Annotated in this window: 9 protein-coding genes and 1 pseudogene; 5 read left to right on the top strand and 5 right to left on the bottom strand. The window is 73.4% G+C overall.

Annotated features, from left to right (window positions below):
* Positions 1–320 precede the first annotated feature (320 nt).
* Positions 321–2,390: an RCC1 domain-containing protein gene (locus tag WME89_RS25305; RefSeq protein WP_438011640.1), complete on the top strand. Its 2,070-nt coding sequence runs from the start codon at positions 321–323 to the stop codon at positions 2,388–2,390.
* On the opposite strand, the pseudogene WME89_RS25310 reads toward WME89_RS25305, so the two are convergent.
* From WME89_RS25310 to WME89_RS25320, 3 genes and pseudogenes are all read right to left on the bottom strand, one after another.
* A pseudogene (locus WME89_RS25310) lies at positions 2,273–2,579 on the bottom strand (hypothetical protein); the annotation flags it as partial. The gene WME89_RS25305 and the pseudogene WME89_RS25310 sit on opposite strands and share 118 nt — an antisense overlap.
* Before the next feature lie 105 nt (positions 2,580–2,684).
* Positions 2,685–3,506 carry a hypothetical protein gene (locus WME89_RS25315; RefSeq protein WP_438011641.1) on the bottom strand — a complete coding sequence of 274 codons (822 nt, stop codon included), beginning with the start codon at positions 3,504–3,506 and terminating at the stop codon, positions 2,685–2,687.
* Positions 3,507–3,690: 184 nt separating this feature from the next.
* On the bottom strand, positions 3,691–7,947 hold the full coding sequence (locus tag WME89_RS25320) for a protein kinase domain-containing protein (protein ID WP_438011642.1): 4,257 nt from the start codon (positions 7,945–7,947) through the stop codon (positions 3,691–3,693).
* A gap of 72 nt (positions 7,948–8,019) precedes the next feature.
* Between WME89_RS25320 and WME89_RS25325 the strand changes: the two genes are divergently transcribed.
* The 4 genes from WME89_RS25325 to rsmG all read left to right on the top strand — a co-directional run bounded on the left by WME89_RS25325 (position 8,020) and on the right by rsmG (position 14,434).
* Positions 8,020–9,555 (top strand): serine/threonine-protein kinase, encoded by a 1,536-nt coding sequence (locus WME89_RS25325; RefSeq protein ID WP_438011643.1) that lies wholly within the window; start codon positions 8,020–8,022, stop codon positions 9,553–9,555.
* A 288-nt stretch (positions 9,556–9,843) separates the two neighbouring features.
* Positions 9,844–11,202, top strand: a complete 1,359-nt coding sequence (locus tag WME89_RS25330) for a sigma 54-interacting transcriptional regulator (protein WP_438011644.1) — start codon at positions 9,844–9,846, stop codon at positions 11,200–11,202.
* A gap of 388 nt (positions 11,203–11,590) precedes the next feature.
* Positions 11,591–13,543: a hypothetical protein gene (locus tag WME89_RS25335; RefSeq protein WP_438011645.1), complete on the top strand. Its 1,953-nt coding sequence runs from the start codon at positions 11,591–11,593 to the stop codon at positions 13,541–13,543.
* A 171-nt stretch (positions 13,544–13,714) separates the two neighbouring features.
* Positions 13,715–14,434 carry a 16S rRNA (guanine(527)-N(7))-methyltransferase RsmG gene (rsmG, locus tag WME89_RS25340; RefSeq protein ID WP_438011646.1) on the top strand — a complete coding sequence of 240 codons (720 nt, stop codon included), beginning with the start codon at positions 13,715–13,717 and terminating at the stop codon, positions 14,432–14,434.
* A 77-nt stretch (positions 14,435–14,511) separates the two neighbouring features.
* On the opposite strand, the gene WME89_RS25345 is transcribed toward rsmG, so the two are convergent.
* Positions 14,512–15,312: a Sua5/YciO/YrdC/YwlC family protein gene (locus tag WME89_RS25345; protein WP_438011647.1), complete on the bottom strand. Its 801-nt coding sequence runs from the start codon at positions 15,310–15,312 to the stop codon at positions 14,512–14,514.
* 749 nt (positions 15,313–16,061) lie between these two features.
* On the bottom strand, positions 16,062–16,787 hold the full coding sequence (locus tag WME89_RS25350; RefSeq protein WP_438011648.1) for a cadmium resistance transporter: 726 nt from the start codon (positions 16,785–16,787) through the stop codon (positions 16,062–16,064).
* Between the last annotated feature and the right edge of the window lie 66 nt (positions 16,788–16,853).

Here is a 16,853-nt window from a genome sequence, read left to right on the forward strand (position 1 = left end):
TAGAGGCGAGGATGACGAGGGGGATAAATCCATTGCGCATCTGCCAATGACGGTGATAGAAGCTGTCGTCCACAACGAGATGCGGCTCCCTTGGGCCGATCTACATAGATGCGCCTGCACGGTGGACAGAGCGATCCTTCGACATCTCGAGGCAGCTTCGGCGTGCCTTGATGGCCTGGATCGACGACGGCGCTGGACGAGCGAACAGGAGGCGAACGATGCCGGCAGACGTGACTACCAGTTATACATTTCGCGTGCTCAACCCCGATGGGTCCGTGCTCGGAAGGGGTTGCTTCTCCTACGAAGGCCCTCCCACCGGGGTGAGCGTCGCTTACGCGGCCCAGGGCGGATCCAGCGGGCCCAAGCTGAGCGCCTTCTGGTACCACGACAACGCCGTCGGTACGCTGGGCCTGAGCAATCTCCTCACCCTCAATTTCACCCAGGGCGACGCGGCCACATCCCGCTTCGCCTTCAATGCCTGGAACGCTCCGGACAACACCCGTGGCCTCACCACGGACTGGGCGTCGCCGGAGCGCCCCGGGGAGGTCTCCACCCACCGCGGCGTGGAGCTCAATCTGGACCGCCAGGGAAGGCGGCTCGAGTTCCCCGTGTATCGCGCCGAGGCCTCGAAGGCCGTTTCCGTCGTAGATCTGGTCGTGGTCATCGACTCCAGCGGGTCGATGGCGGATGAGGCGACGGCGCTCAGCCAGGCGATCGGCGCGGCCATCGAGGCCGCCAAGACGAAGTGCCCGTCGGACCTGCGCGCCACGTACCTGGGCATCGAGAACGTGTTCAAGAAGACGCTCTTCAACAACACCGTGCGCGCCTACCTCAACAAGCTGGGGGTGCCGGACTCGGCGATCAAGGGTCGCAAGGACGTGGACGGCGCGCGGGAGGACGGCGCGCGCGCCATGGAGGACATCGCCACCCATTTCGACTGGCGGCCCGGCGCCAAGCGGGCCATCTTCTATCTGGGCGACGAGGCGCTCGAAGGCGGCAACCCGCAGAATCAAGACGACATCGACGCTGCGAACAGCGCGATCGAGACCGCCAGGAAGACCGGGACCACCGTGCACACGTACCTCGGCACGGCAGCGGCGCAGGTGCGCCAGCAAGTCGAAGCGGAGTATGCCCGCGTGGCCAGGGAGACCGGTGGTCAGTCCTTCACGTCCCTGAGCACGCTGAGCGGCTTCCAGGAGATGCTGGAGAAGGTGATCTGCAACAGCAGCTGCCTCTGCTGCCAGGCAGACGTCGAGAAGGACGCGCGGGAGCGGCCGATCCCCAAGCCGGTGCCGCCCGAGCCGCAGCGGGGCTTCTGGTCCTGGGGGGCCAACGACTGGGGCCAGCTCGGCGACGGCACCAACACCAACAGGAACAAGCCGATGCAAGAGGTGGGTCTGCTCGGGGTCAAGGCCCTCGCCGCCGGCGGCTGGCATAACCTGGCGCTGCTGGACAATGGCGCTGTGTGGACCTGGGGCGCCAACAACTACGGGCAGCTCGGCTATGGTCACACGACGGTCACCCCTCAGCCGACGAAGCCGGCGGACGTGGCGCTCGTCACCGGGGTCAAGGCCATCGCTGCCTGCGGCTGGACGAGCCTGGCGCTGGTCTCGGACGGCACCGTACGGGCGTGGGGGCGCAACACCTGGGGCAACCTCGGTGACGGCACCACGACCGACAGCAACAGGCCGGTGCAGGTGGCGGGCCTCGCGGGGGTCAAGGCCATCGCTGCAGGCAGCGTGCACAGCCTGGCGCTGCGGGAGGATGGGACCCTGTGGGCGTGGGGTCTCAACAACCTGGGCCAGCTCGGCGACGGTACCCTGACCCAGAGGGAAAGACCGGTGAAGGTGTCGGGCCTCGGAACGGTCAAGGCCATCGCTGCCGGCCGCAACTACGAAGGCGCCGGCCACTACAGCCTGGCGCTGCTGGAGGACGGCACCGTGTGGGCCTGGGGGGCCAACAACTGGGGCCAGCTCGGCGACGGCACCAACGTCTACAAGCTCGCGCCGGTGAAGGTGCCGGACCTCGGCAGGGTCAAGGCGATTGCGGCCGGCGGCTGGCACAACCTGGCGCTGCTGGAGGACGGCACCGTGTGGTCGTGGGGGGCCAACAACTGGGCCCAGCTCGGCAATGGCGTCACGGATCCTGTTGCCAGGCCCTCGAAGCCGGTGAAGGTGCTGGGCCTCGCGGGGGTCAAGGCGATCTCCGCGAACTACTATCATAACCTGGCGCTGCTGGAGGATGGCACCGTGTGGATCTGGGGGGCCAACAACTACGGGCAGATCGGCAGCGTCGCGGTCGCGGCCCAGCCCACGCCGCTGCGGGTGCCGGAGCTTACCGGGGTCAAGGCGATCGCGGCCGGCGGCTGGCACTCTCTGGCGACCGTTTGACCTGAGCGGCAGCCCGCCTGCAACTTGCCGATCACGTCCGTCGCCCAGGCAAGTGGGTTGGCTCCGTGCATTCGACACGAGCCGAAGATCGTTTCGCCGACGGCGAGGCGTTCAACCCCCTTGTCCGAGACCGCGAACAAGTAGTTTTTCCCTTCCGAGCGCCACGCATCTCAGCTGCCACTCGACCTCGAAGGGAGAGAGCGGAGCGAGACCCGGAAGGGGTCCTCCTCGCGCCGGCGCACCAGCGGCGAAGCTCGCCCGGCGTCGCACGATTCCGCTCTACCCAGCTTCCACCTACAGCAACCCCGAGACCCGATCCAGGACGCCGCAGGTGAGGCCGCCCGTGGAGAACGCGACGAGGGGCTCCAGGCTTGACGCGATCGACTCCGGGTAAACGCCGCTTCCGGGGGCGCGGCAGGTCGGCGCGCCCGCGCTGTCCCGGGAGCAGACCGCGTCGCAATGGCCGAGGAGCGTGAGCCGGCACGTGGGCGACTGCCCGCAGATGCGCTCGAGGGTCTTCACGCTCAGCGCCACGCCGCACTCGTCGATCAGCGCGTTGTCGGCGCAGGCGAACGCCGTTGGCCGGACCGGGTCGAAGAGATCGCCGAACATGATCGCATCACGGACCGAGTAATCCTGCGCGTCGCTGCCGGGCGCGTCCGCAAGACCCGGGTGGCCGCCGGTCAGGTGGACGTCGACGTGCGCGTCCAGCGCGTTCAGCGACTGCAGCAGGCACGCCGTCACCCAGCGTCGCGACGTGGCGTCCGAGAGCGGCGCGGAGGCCCACTGCGGCGCGAGCCCGATCCATCCGTCGAAGGACCGCCGGGAGCCCGCCTCCAGCGTCGCCCCCTCGGGCAGGGCGCAGGCGACCACGCGCTCGGCGAGCTCCCTGCCCCCCTCGCTCGAGAGGAGCACCGAGCCTCCAGCGCCCGCCAACGCGTCCTCCAGCGGCGCCCGCGCCAGCGCGCGCAGCGCCTGCTGCGTCGAGGGCTTCCAGAAGAAGGCCGGATCCAGGCCGTTCATCACGATGATCCCCTGCCCGGCGACCTGGATCGACTCACCCTCGTCGGCCGGCGCCGCCCCGCACCCGCCCGCAAGCAAGCAGAAACCGATCACCCAAGCAGCATTGACCCGTACGCGAAGCATGACCTGTCCTCCATTTCAGGCGCATCTGCGTGCGCCTCGCACCAGGACCAGGCAAATCACGCGCCGCACCGATCGCGCAGCGCACGGCAGGCTCAGCAGGCGCTGTTGATCGCGCTGAAGTGCGAGGAAGCGACCGCGCCGCTCCGCGGCAAGCTCAGCAGCCGCCCGCTCCGCCAGGCGGCGCGTCGAGCCGGCGCGCCAGCGCGTCGAACCGTGCCCGCCAGGCCGGATGATCCACCAGCAGGCCGCTGGCCCTGCCCAGGCTCGCGGCGGCGACCTCGGTCGCCCCATGGTGCAAGGCGGCGTGGCCGCGCCAGTAGAGGACCTCGAGGAGCTCGTCGGCGAAGAGGAACGGGCCGGCCTCGAGCTCCGCCTCGTCCAGGACGCCGAGCAGCGCGCGCGGCGCGGCGTCGGCGGCGTCGTCGTCCGACAGGAGGCAGCGCAGCATCAGGAAGCACCCGTGCGCCGCCTTCGCGGACGGCTCCGGAGGGCACGCGCCGGCGATCCACGCCAGCAGGCGCCGCGCCTCGCCGAGCTCCCCGCGCGCCGCGAGGATGCGCGCGAGCAGCAGCGAGCACTCCGGCACGGGGCGATCCACGAACCGCTGCTCCAGCGTGTGCGCGCGGCGCGCGAGCGAGAGCGCCTCGTCCTGCTGATCGCTCCAGTACAGGAGCTCGGCGACGTTGTACGTGGCGACGCGCTCCAGCCACGGGTTGCCGATCTCCCGCGCGAGCGCGATCGCGCGCCGGAGATCCCCGGTGGCGCGCGCGAGATCCTTCTTCAGCGTCCAGAGCACGACGCGGTTCATGATCGCGATGCAGAGGTGCGGCAGGTCCTCGGCGCGCTCGCAGAGGGCGATCGCCGCCTCGGCCCGCTGCTCCGCCTCGGCGAAGCGCCCCGCGTGCGCGAGCTCGGTCGACAGCAGCACCAGCGCGATGATCCGGCTCTCCTCGTCCCCGGCGGACTCGGCCAGCGACGCCCCCTCCGACAGGAGCGCGATCGCCTCCGCGGCCTCGGCCCGCCGCAGGCGCGTGCGCCCCTCGGCCACGCAGAGGCGCGCCGAGAGCCGCGGCGAGCCCGCGCGCTCCACGAGCGGCCGCGCCAGCTCGACGCGCGCCGACGACGCCTCGTAGGCGCCCGTCCAGTCGAGCGCCGTGGCCTCCTCGAGCAGGATGTCCGCGCGGAGCTCCCCGTCGGCGAGCTCGAGCGCGGCGGAGAGATCGGCCATCGCCTCCTCGATGAGGTGGAGCCGGTAGCGGATCCTGCCGCGCCCGGCCAGCGCGAGCGCGCGCCGGCGGCGATCCTCCTCGCCGGCGAGCTTGAGCGCGGCGGTGTAGCAGCGCTCCGCCTCGACGTGCCGGTGCCGCGCGGAAGCGAGATCCCCGAGCCGGAGGTGCGCGTCGGCCGCCTCCTCCCCCGCCCCGCACGCGCCCGCGTGCCGGGCCAGCGGCTCGAGCTCCTCGAGCCCCGGCTCCGCCGCGAGGTAGCCGGACGGCGCGGCAAGCTCGGCCCGCGGCGCCCCGGACGGCGCGGGCGAGCGCTCGCCCTCGACCCGCGCCCGCCAGAACGCGAGCGCGTGCCGGTGGATCTGCGCGCGGTGCTCGAAATCGAGCGTCTCGTACACCGCGTCGCGGAAGAGCCCGCTCTGGAACCACCACCGCTCGGCGATGGCCCCGCGCGCGCCGCCGCCGTGCGCCCCGCCGTCGCCCTGCGCGCCGCCGCCGTGCGCGCCGCCGCCGTGCGCCCCGCCGTCGCCCTGCGCGCCGCCGTCGCCGGGCGCGCCGCGCGCGATGATGCCCTGCTCGACGAGCACGCCGAGCCCGTAGCCCGCGTCCACCGGCGTGCCGGCGCCGCCGGCCCGATCGACGGCGTCCTGCACCCACTCGAGCTCGGCCCGCGTGAACGACTCGCCGAGCACGGCGCAGAGCCGCGCGAGCGCGGCGATCTCCTGCGGCAGCGCCCCGAGCTGCCGCATCGCCAGCCACTGCCACGCCGGGGAGACCGGCAGGCCCTCGAGCGCCCCCGCCTCGACGCAGTAGCCGCCGCCCCCGGGGCTGCGGCGCACGAGCCCGGCCTGCTTGAGCGACCGGATGATCGCGGCGAGGCAACCCGGGTTGCCGCCCGCCCAGCGCGCGAGCCCCCGGAGCACGTCGGCGGGCGGGTACGCCGCCGGGAGGAGCAGCTGCGCCGCGAGCTCCGTGGCGGCGGGCTCATCGAGGGGGGCGAGCGCCACCCGGTCGGCCTGCTGTGTCCGGGCGCCCCACGTGGGGCGAAAACGCTCGAAGCGCGGGTGCGCGACGACCGCAGCCCAGAGCGCCACCCCGGCGCCGTCGAGCGTCGCCACCTCGAGCGCGTCGAGCACGGTGACGTCCGCCCACTGCGCGTCGTCCACGATCACGGCGACGGGCGCGCGGCGCGCGCGGCGGCGCAGCCCCTCGGCGATCGCCCGCGCCACGTGGTGGGGCGTCGCGGCGGGTGCGGCGCGCGCGGCGCGCGCGGTGCCGGGGAGCGCCCACCCGAGCGCCGCGGCGACGGACGCGAAGGTCGACGCGCCGAGCTCCGGGCCGAGCCGCGCCTCGCAGAACGCGCGCGGGTCGGCCGGCGCGGCGGCGGGCGCGGCGAGGGCGAAGCGCAGGATCTCCGCCGTGTCGCGGCTCGCCTCACCCGGCAGCGGCTGCGCCGCCCGCACGACGAGCGCCTCGGCGTCCGGGCGAAGGCGCCGCGCCACGACGGCCGCCTCGGCCGCGACGCGGCTCTTGCCGAGGCCGGCGTCGCCGAGCACCGTGACCAGCGCCGGGCACGCGCCGCTGAACGCCGCGGCGGCGCTCGCCTCGAGCGCCGCGATCGCCTCGCCCCGGCCGACCATGGGCGGCGGCGGGGCAGTCTCCGCCGCCCGCGCGACCCGGGGCGAGGTCGGGGGCGTGGCGGGCTCGCCCTCGGCGAGGGCGCGCTCGAGCTCCTCGGTGAGGGTGACGCCGGACCACGGGTACGCGGGGATCCATGTCTCCGGGCGATCCACCGCCGCGCCGTACACGGCCGGCGCGCCGCGGTCGCGCGGGCGGATGATCACGCCCGCGAGGTGGAGCGCGGCCCGGGCGCCGCGCCGCTCGACGAGCTCGCGCGCGGCGGAGAGCGCGAGCCGGACCGGGTGCTCGGCGTCGCGGGCCGAGAAGACGGCGACGTAGCGGCGCCCGCGCTGCCGGACGCAGATGCCGCTGCGGCTCGCCAGGGCGGCGATCACGAGCGGCGTGGCGGCGCCGGTCTCGGCGACGAGCACGACCACCGGCTGCAGCCCCTCGGCGATGAGCCGGCCGCCGGCGCTGGAGGGCGGCCCCGACGCGAGGGTCGCCGAGGACCGGGGGGTCGGCTCGGCGGCCGCCGTCGCCGCGGCGGCCGCCGTCGCCGCCGCGACCGGGGCGGCGACGAGCGGGCACGCCTCCGCGAGCGCGCGCCGGAGCCAGGCCGCGCTCGCGGGCCGGCGGTCGGGCTCCTTGGCGAGGCACGAGAGCACGAGCTCCTCGAGGGCGTCGGGGATCGGCGCGAGCTCGCCCGGACGCGGCGGCCGGAGCGCGAGGTGCGCGTGCTCGACCGCGCCCGTGTCCCCCACGAACGGCGGACGCAGCGTGAGCAGCTCGAACAGCATCGCGCCGAAGGCGTAGATATCCGTGCGCGCGTCGACGGCGTCCCCGGCGCGGAGCTGCTCCGGGGCCATGTACTCGGGCGTGCCGACGATCGTGCCCCCGCGCGTGATCTCGGCCTCGTCGTCCTGGCGCGACGCACCGGCGGGCCGCGCCAGGCCGAGGTCGAGCAGCACCGCGCGCGCCGCGTGCTCCACGAGGCCCGCGGCGGGCGCGCGGGGCGGCGCGTCGCCCGGCGCGGTCGTTCGGCGCGGCGCGAGCATCACGTTCTCCGGCTTGAGATCGCGGTGGACGACGCCGCACGCGTGCGCGGCCGCGAGCGCGTCGAGCAGCGCGGCGGCGCGCGCGGCCGCCCAGGCCGGCTCCGGCGGGCCGGGCAGCGCCGCGAGCGTCTCGGCGAGCGTCGCGCCCGGGACTCGATCCATGGCGATCCAGGGGCGGCCGTCGTCGAGCCGCCCCTCGCCGTGGACCCGCGGGACGTGCGGCGGACCGATGCACCGGAGCGCGCCCGCCTCGCGCCGGAACCGCGCCTGCACCGCCCCGCCGGAGGAGCGGCCGACCTTGAGGGCCACCTGGAGGCCGTCCGCGTCGCGCCGCGCGGCCCACACAGCGGAGAAGCCTCCCTCGCCGAGCAGGCCGCCCACCCGGAAGCCCGCGACGCGCGGCGGCCCGGGCGCGGGCGTGCGCTCTCCCGCCGACGGCCGCGACGCGCCGTCGCGGGGACAAACGCCCGCCGGTGGGAGCCGGCGGTGGCACAGGGGGCAGCGGGACACGGGTGGCTCTTCTGGGGGGGCGGTGGGAGATCAGCGCGCCGCCGCCCCATGGTACCGTCGGTCGGTCCGTTCATGGCGAGCGAAGACCCCGACACCCCGAGCGAAGACCCCGACACCCTCCCCGGCGCCCCCGGCGCCCCCGGCGCCGATGTCACGGTGCGCACGGTGCTGTCGACGATGGCCGCTCCGTCCCTGCCCGCCGTGATCGTCGGCGGGCTCGCGGTGGCGTCCCTGCCGCCCGGAGCGCGCGCGGGCGAGTACGAGCTCGAGGAGCCGCTCGGCGCGGGCGGCTTCAGCGTGATCTACCGCGCGAGGCACGCGGTCGACGGCACGCTGGCCGCGGTGAAGGTGCTGCACCCCGAGCTCAGCGCGCAGCCGGACGTGGTGGTCCGCTTCCAGCGGGAGGTGGAGACCGTCCGTCGGCTGCGGCACCCCGGCATCGTCGAGGTCTTCGAGCAGGGGCAGCTCGAGGACGGGCGGCCCTACTACGCGATGGAGCTGCTCGCCGGGATCAGCCTGGATGAGCACCTCCGGGCCCGCGGCCGCCTGTCGCCCGAGGAGGCGCTCGCGATCCTGGAGCCGCTCTGCGACGCCCTGGAGGCCGCGCACGCCCAGGCCGTCGTGCACCGGGACCTCAAGGCCTCGAACGTGTTCCTGGTGGAGGACGGGCCGCGCCGGGTCGTGCTGCTCGATTTCGGCGTGGCCAAGCTGCTCGACGCGCCCGGGCCGGGGCTGACCTCCTCGCGGGAGGTCCTCGGGAGCCCCTCGTGCGTCGCCCCCGAGCAGCTCCTCGGCCGCCGCGTGGACGCCCGGGCCGACGTCTACGCGCTCGGCATCCTCGCCTACCGCATGCTCGTCGGCGAGCCGCTCTTCGCCGGGGACCTCGGCGCGCTCGTGCGCCAGCTGCACCTCTTCGCGAGCCCGCCGCGCCCGAGCGCGAAGGCGCGGCTCTCTCCGGCGTTCGACGACGTCCTCCTCCGGGCGGTCGCCAAGGAGCCGGCGGCGCGCCACCCGACGGCCCGCGCGTTCCTCGAGGATTTCCGCTGGTCCCTCGAGGCCTCGCGCGGCGCTGTCGAGGCGCCGCCCGGCGCGCGCGCCCGCCCCGGGGTGGCGGTGCACGCCGAGGCCGGCGCCGCGCCCGAGGCGCTCGACCTGCCGGATGATCGCCTGCTCGCGGACCTGGAGGCGATCTTGCCGTTCGTGGCCGCCGAGCTCTCGGAGGCCGGGCTGTCCCCCGCGGCCGAGACGGGCAACAGCCTGCTCTTCACGGCCGAGCGCCCCGCCGACGCGGCCGCCGACGCGGTGGCGCGCCGCCGCGTCGTGGACGCGGCGCTCGGGATCTTCCGGCGGCTCGCGGGCCGCCCCGGGCGCGACCCCAGGGTGTACGTGCGCCTGAGCGTCCACGCGGGGGAGATGCTCGTCGGCCCCGCGGGCGAGCTCCTCGGCGGCGCGCTCGCCGAGGTCGGCGGCTGGGCGCCCGAGGGGACCGACGAGGGCGTCTTCGCCTCGCCCGAGGCGCTCGCGGGCCTCGAGGTCGCCGCCCGCTCGCCTGCGCACGAGGGGGAGATGCTCGTGCTGGCCAGCGCCGGGTCGATCCTCGATCCGTAGCGGGAGCCCTCGGCCCTCGATCCGTAGCGGGAGCCCTCGGCCCCTGGCCGCGAGCGCTGCACGCGAGCGCCGGATCGATCTCGGTCCGTGGCGGGAGCTCCCGGCGCCAGCCGCAAGCGCTACAAGAATACGCTGCCATTGCAGCCTGTGGGGGTCATCAACGCAACCGCTACAAGAATGCGCTGCCATTGTTGCCTGCGGGAGCCATCAGCAGCTGCCTGCCCACGCCAGCAGCCCGCGCCGAGGTGTCCGGGACGCCGCTCGCCACGGTCCGCACATGGTAATATCGTGCAAGTGAACAGCACCCAGGTCCCCACACCAGGCGCAGATGCGACCACCGTACTGAAGGTCCGACCGCGCGAGGTGGCGTTCGGCAAGTTCAGCGTGCAGGTGGTGCGCGGCCCGGATCAGGGCGCCATGACGGTGGCCGAAGCGCCCGAGCTCGCGATCGGCACCGCGGCGGGCAACCACCTGGTCCTGAGCGACCCGTCGGTGTCGCGCCACCACTGCATCATCACCGCGACCCCGAAGGGCTACCTGCTGCGCGACCTCGACAGCACCAACGGCATCACGCTCGGCGGCTTCCGGGTGGAGACGGCGTACCTGATCCCGGGCGCCACGTTCGGCGTGGGCGAGACGCTGCTGCACTTCGACAACCTGGCCGAGGAGGTCCGCGAGCCGCTCGGGGACGCGGTGCTCTCCGGCCGGGTGCTGGGGCAGAGCACGGCGATGCGCCGGCTCTTCGCGATGATCCCGCGGATCGCCGCCTCCGACGCGACGGTGCTCCTCGAGGGCGAGACAGGGGCCGGCAAGGGGCTGCTCGCCGAGGTGCTGCACCAGCAGAGCCCGCGCGCGGGCGGGCCGTTCGTCGTCATCGATTGCGCCTCGATCCCGCCCACGCTCATCGAGGCCGAGCTGTTCGGGCACATGCGGGGCGCCTTCACGGGGGCGCAGCAGGCGCGCGCTGGCGCCTTCGAGGCGGCGCGCGGGGGCACGGTGCTGCTCGACGAGATCGGCGAGCTGCGGCTGGACCTCCAGCCGAAGCTGCTGCGCGCCCTGGAAGAGCGCTCGATCCGCCGCATCGGCAGCCTCGACACCGTCCCGCTCGACGTGCGGATCATCGCGGCGACGAACCGCGACCTCCGGCAGGAGGTCAACCGCGGCACCTTCCGCTCGGACCTCTTCTATCGCCTCAACGTGGTCCGGCTCCGGATGCCTCCGCTGCGCGAGCGGCGGGAGGACATCCCGCTGCTCGTCGCGCACTACTACCGGCAGTTCGCGGACCGGGCGGATCCGCCGGCGGAGCTCGTGGAGCGGCTGGCCCACCACGACTGGCCGGGCAACGTGCGCGAGCTGCGCAGCGCGGTGGAGCGCGCCGTGCTGACCGGCGATCCGGCGATCGGAGAGGGCGGCGCCGCGCCCCGGGAGGGCGGCGACGAGGAGCCGGCGCTTTGCCCTGAGGACCTCGAGCTCTCGTTCCGCCAGGCCAAGGAGCGCACGGTCGCGCGCTGGGAGCGGGCCTATGTGAAGGCGCTGATCCGGGCGAACGGGGGGAACCTCTCGCACGCCGCGCGCGCCGGCCGGATGGACCGCAACCACCTGCGGGAGCTCCTTCGCCGGCACGGGGTCACGGTGAGCGAGCCGTAGACGGTGTCGAGCGGCGGCGTGGAGCGGCGGCGCTTCGCGGTCGCCTCGTGCGCCTGAACGGGAGGATCCGCCGGAGTCGGCGCCGCGCTTTTCGTGAACGCGCCGGCGCCGGACCGCTCCACCGTTGCCCCGGGCCGCTCCACCGTTGCCCCTTTCGCTTCAGTCCCCAGGTGGCCCCCCGCTCTGGTGCCCTTTTCGCCTCAGACGGAGCGACGTGCCGATCCCGTCCATCGATGAAGCGGATACCAAGGCGATCGCGAAGGTGGCCGGCCCGCGCCTGCGCGAGCAGAAGTGACGAGGCAGCACGCTAGACGAGCCCGGCGGAGAGCACGAGTTCGTCAGTCGTACGTCCCGCAAGGCCCGCGACTGCCATGATAGGCCGGCTCTCATGAAATGGAGTACGTTCGTCATGGCCGGCTTGCTCTCACTGAGCTTGCCGAGCGTGTCGCCTGCCGCTGAAGAGTGCGGCTCGATCTTCTTCACGTCGGGGACCAGCAAGCTCGATGTCCCTACCGGGACGCAAAGGGTGCGCTTCGCCGACATGGACGGGAACGGCACCGACGACTGGATCTTGCTCACGGTCCTTCAATTCACGCTCCAGCTTCGCGACCGCGACGGCTCGCAGCTCGCCAGCGCGACGTACCCGGCCGCTGGAGGCGGCAACGTGTATCTGCAGCAGGTCGAGGTCGCCGATGTCACCGGCGATGGCCAGCTCGATTTCATCGTCAGGGACGAGCTGGGCGTGTCCGTCGTCCAGCAGACGTCCGGCAACCTCACGCCGCTCGGCACCATCGCTGGCGCGCCGAGCACGCGCGACCACCGCCCCCTTCCGCTCGCCGCCGGACACTTCCTCAGCCAGAGCCAGGCGGACATCGTCGTCGAGACGGCCCCGGGCGAGCTGCAGCTGTTCCACGCGTCGGACGGCGCGTTCCGCGCGGTGCATACGCTGAGCGACGCCGCCGTGATGGACGAGAGCGTCGTCCTGAGCGCTGCGTTGCCCACGGGAGACGTGGATGGAGATGGCCTGCAGGACTTGCTGTACCCGTCCGTGGGCGGCCTCGCCATCGCCCAGAGGTCCGCCTCGGGGAGCTTCCAGCCGAACCATCGGCTGGCCATGGAAGGAAGCTACGAGCTCGGGGGGTTCGGCGACTTCGACGGCAACGGGCTGCAGGATGTGGCCGTGGTCGCGAGGCGCCCGGGGCCATCGGGGTACGACGAGCTGCTGCTCCAGACGTGGCTCCAGGCCCCCAAGGGGACGTTCACCCCGCTGGAGCTCCACAAGGTGGATTCCGCGAGAGGCCGGATGCTCGCGGCCGATCTCTCGGAGGACGGCGCCGACGAGCTGGTCGTCGGCGCATCGATCGGGCGGCTCGTCGAGAGGCGATGGAGCTTCACCGAGCGCGATTCGTTTGACGACACGCCGGAAGCGCTGATCGACTTGACCGGCGACGGGGTGCTCGACCTCGTCGTCTCCAGGGAGATGGCCCGCGGCGTGCGCGCAGATCTCGCGGTCGAGGCCGTGGATGAGCCCGTCCCCCTCAGGCCAGGCGGCTTCACCCAGCTGCTGCTGTCGCTGACGAACCGGGGCCCGACCCTGACGCGGGGCATTGCCCTCTCCGCTGAAAGTGGAGAGAACGGTCAGGTAAAGCTGAGCTGCGGCCTGGAGGATTGCTCCGATCTGGCGCTCGACGCCGGACAGAGCATCCTGTTCTCGGCGACCGTGAACGTCGGTGAGGGCGAGCACGTGGACCTGAGCGTCTCGGCGTGCGGCCGGCTGTTCGACGCCGACACGAGCAACAACCGCGCGGCGCTGCGGATCCCCATCGACAACGAGGTGCGCGCCGACCTGTCCGGCGACGCGAGCATCATGATCGAAGACTCGGACATCGCGCTCTATATGAACGTGAGGAGCGCCGGCCCCTCGCCGGCGCGCCGCGTGCGCCTGGAGCAGGAGCTGCCTGAGGGCATGGTCGACGTCACCTGGACGTCGAACGAGGATGCGGACTGCGCCGTGCAAGCGAGCAAGCTGTCTTGCGAGCTGGCGGAGCTGACAAAGTCCGACTCCTGGTCCATCACCGTGCGTGGCAAGCTCGATTATCGAGGGCAGCGGGTCGAGACGTGGGCGACCGTCCGCAGCGACACGAAGGATCCGGACGAGAGCAACAACAGGTTCGGGCGCGTCGTACCGGAAGGGTTCCTCGGCTCGTCGCCGCACGGGGGTGCCTCGAGCGGGTGCGGCTGCCGCCTCGTTGCATCTCCGGACAGCGCGGCGCCCCGGGTTCTTTGGCTCGCGCTCGCGGCCGCCGTGGCGCTCGGAGCCCGGCGAGCTCGCCGCGGATGACAGCGCCTGGCTCGACGGAGGTCGCCTTCGGGGTTGCGCTGGAAACCCTGGACTCATCGCGCGGCGTCGCCGCCGCGGGCAAGAGCGTCCCCCGCCCCGGCTGTCGAGGCTGGTGATGAGGAGGATTGCAGCGCTTCACGAGGGGGAGCTTGCTAGGGTGTACGGACCTCCATGACCCCTGAAGAACGCGCGCCTCTTCCGCTGCCGGCCCCCGCTCCGCTCACGCCTCCGGAGGGCTTCGCGGAGCGCCTCGCGGCGATCGGCCTCACCCTCGACGCCGCGGTGATCGCCAAGCTCGGCGATTACCTCGCGCGCCTGCTCGCGATGAACGAGCTGATGAACCTGACCGCGATCACGGATCCGGTCGAGGTCTGGGAGAAGCACATCCTCGACTCGCTCACGCTCGTGCCCCTCCTGGACGAGCTGAGCGCGGGGGCGCGCATCGCCGACATCGGCTCCGGCGGGGGCCTCCCCGGCATTCCGCTCGCCATCGCTCGGCCCGATCTCAAGGTGACCCTGGTGGAGGCGACGCAGAAGAAGGCTTCGTTCCTCGTCGCGGTGGCCGCCGGCCTCGGGCTCACCAACGTGTCGGTGCGCGCCGAACGCGCCGAGCAGCTCGGCAAGGGCGATCTCCGCGGCGCGTTCGACGCGGTGACGGCGCGCGCGGTGGGGCGCCTGGTCATGCTGGTCCCCCTGACGGTGCCCTTCGTGCGGCCCAACGGGATGGTGCTGCTGGTGAAGGGGCAGCGCGCCGAGGAGGAGCTCGCCGAGGCGAGCTGGGTCCTCGGGCGACAGCGGGCCGCCTTCGTGAAGACAGTGGGGACGCCGACGGGGAAGATCGTGGTCCTGCAGAAGTCGGGCGAGGAGCCGAAGCGCCATTTCGGGCGGTGATCCCCGGCGGTGTTCCCTCCGCGCCCGAGGGAATTCGACTCGAATCACCCGGAGATCCGCGGCGCCCCCGGGGGCGGCTAGACCTCGTGGCTCCTCGCGCGGCGGGCGCCGGGGCCGCGGAGGAGCACGTGGCCATCGCGATCGGCGGCGCGCGATCGCCTCGCCTGGCGGCCGGCGCGCCCTTCGTGCCGCCGGGCGAGCGGCCTCCGGGCGAGGGCGGCGTCGGCGCGGGCGAGGGTGTCCGCGAGGTAGTCGCTCCGCCCGGCGGTCGCGTGGAGGGTGTCCTGGATGCCGCGCCGGTGGATCTCCCAGCCGCAGCCGGGGACGAAGCGGAGCGTCGTCGTGGAGGCGTGCGGGCGCGCGCGATCGCGCAGCGAGTCGCCGTCGAGCACCCACACCTCGGGGCCGAAGCCGGTGAGGACCTGGCGCAGGTCGACCGCCGGCAGCCCGCCGGGGCGGTTGGCGCTGCCCACGAACAGCGGCGCGTGGCGCTCGAGCAACCAGGCGAGGGGCTCCCACGCGACGCCGAAGAGGAGCGCCATGCCGTAACGCGCGGCGGGCGCGAGCCAGCCCGGCGCGCCGTCGTTCGTCGCGAGCGGCGCGAGGGCGGTGACCCGCTCGACTCCGAGCAGCCAGCCCAGGCGGCGGCGCTCCGCCTCGTCGAGCGCGAGGTGCGGCGCGACCTGCTCGAAGCGCGGCTCCCAGAGGGCGACGGGTTGATCGCGAGGGCGCCCCTTCGCCCGGTTCACGGCGCTCACCGTCTTCGCGGCGACGACGTAGGCAAGCGGCGAAGGGGTCGGCAGGACGACCGCATCGCCCCGCTCGAGCGCCGCATCCACGGCGAGCCGACCGGCCTCGTCAAACCGGGCGACGGGCACGTTCACCTCCTGTGCGCTCGCGCTCCCCTGCGCGCGTGAGCGCGACGGGCCTCGCGGGCGCAGGGAGCGTCGCGGCCTGGGCACCTCCCCGCGGCGCCCCCTCTCTCACCATGGCGCTACCGCCGAGCGCTGGCTCACGCACCGCCCCAGCGGCGACGGTCACGGACGATTCTTTTCTTGCCTGAAACATTTCATTCACGCTCGGACACCGGCGAGGCACCTGGGAATGCAGGAGGGCTCGCCATCACGCCTGGTCCGCCCTCGCCGGAGAGCAGGCTTCGGTCCATCGAGCGTCGAGGTCCAGAGAACGGGTACTGGCTGGCTCGATCCGTCTGTTTCCATGGAGATGCACAGGTGTGAGGGCCGGCGGCCGCAGCCCGCTCGACGCGCGGACGCCGGCTGAGGGCGGCAGCAGGTGCTGGCGCGAGCACGCAGCAGGTGCTGGCCCGAGCCAGCAGCGCGCCCGCGCCGGCAGCCCGTTGCGGCAATGTAATTTTGCGCTCTCCCTGCCATCCTGGACCGGCAAACAGCGCTCGTGGAGCCCGGATCGATCGCGGCACGATCAACGTGGCTGGAGGCTGAGGCATCCCCTCAAATTCGTCGGAAACTTCACAGGGAGGCGGGGAGACGGGGAGGAAAATCTTCAATTACTCCCCGTCTCCCCGCCTCCCTGTTCAATTTCCCCGCTGAAATGGCTGCAGAATGAGGGGATTCCTCAGGGCTGGAGGGCAACGGTGCCTGTCCAGAGATTAAGGACTCAGCCGCTGCCCGCGATCGCCGATGTCAACGAGGCGTCTCGCCGCAGGGACCGAGTCGGCCTCATCGACGCTCGCCGGCGGCGGACCGGCCGCGCTCGCCGGACGGATGAGGACGAGCGCGTCCGACATGATCCAGAGCCCCAGGCCGATCAGGACGAACGGCAGCGCCACGCGGCCATGGCGCCGGATGCGGCTGCCCAGGACCGGGTGGTTGACGAGGTGGTGGCCGAGCGCGCACAGGGCGCCGGTCATGACCGCGAACACCGCCGCGTGCAGCGGGATGAGCCCGGGGGAGCTGGAGAACAGCGGGATGTAGACGCCGAGGTTGTCCCCGCCGTTGGCGACGGTCACGGTCGCCACCGCGAGCGATCGGAAGCGCGCGGCGCGGCCACGCGGCAGGTCGGCGGCGTCGGCGTCGTCGCCCTCGTCCTCCCCGGCGCCCGGGCCCCGCCAGAGCGCCCACAGGCCCCGGAGGCCGAGCGCGAGGGGCGCCAGGCCGAGCAGGCCGATCCACCCCTCCGGCACGCGGACTGCGAGCAGCGCGCACGCGACGCTCGCCAGCACGAGCGCCGCCATGCCGAGGAACTGACCGGCGACGACCTGGCGCGGGGTGAAGTCTGGATCCGAGTAGAAGGCCGTGAGCAGGAGGATGTCGTCGATGTTCGTGGAGATGAACACGACAGCGCTCACCCCGAGAGCCGGAAGGATCTGCTGCATGTGCGCCCGCGGACGTAGCACCGCGCGCTCGCCCGCGCCCAGCCGGCGAGGCGCCGCGGGGCCGCG

The sequence above is a fragment of the Sorangium sp. So ce321 genome (genome assembly GCF_051530195.1).
Lineage (GTDB): Bacteria > Myxococcota_A > Polyangia > Polyangiales > Polyangiaceae > Sorangium.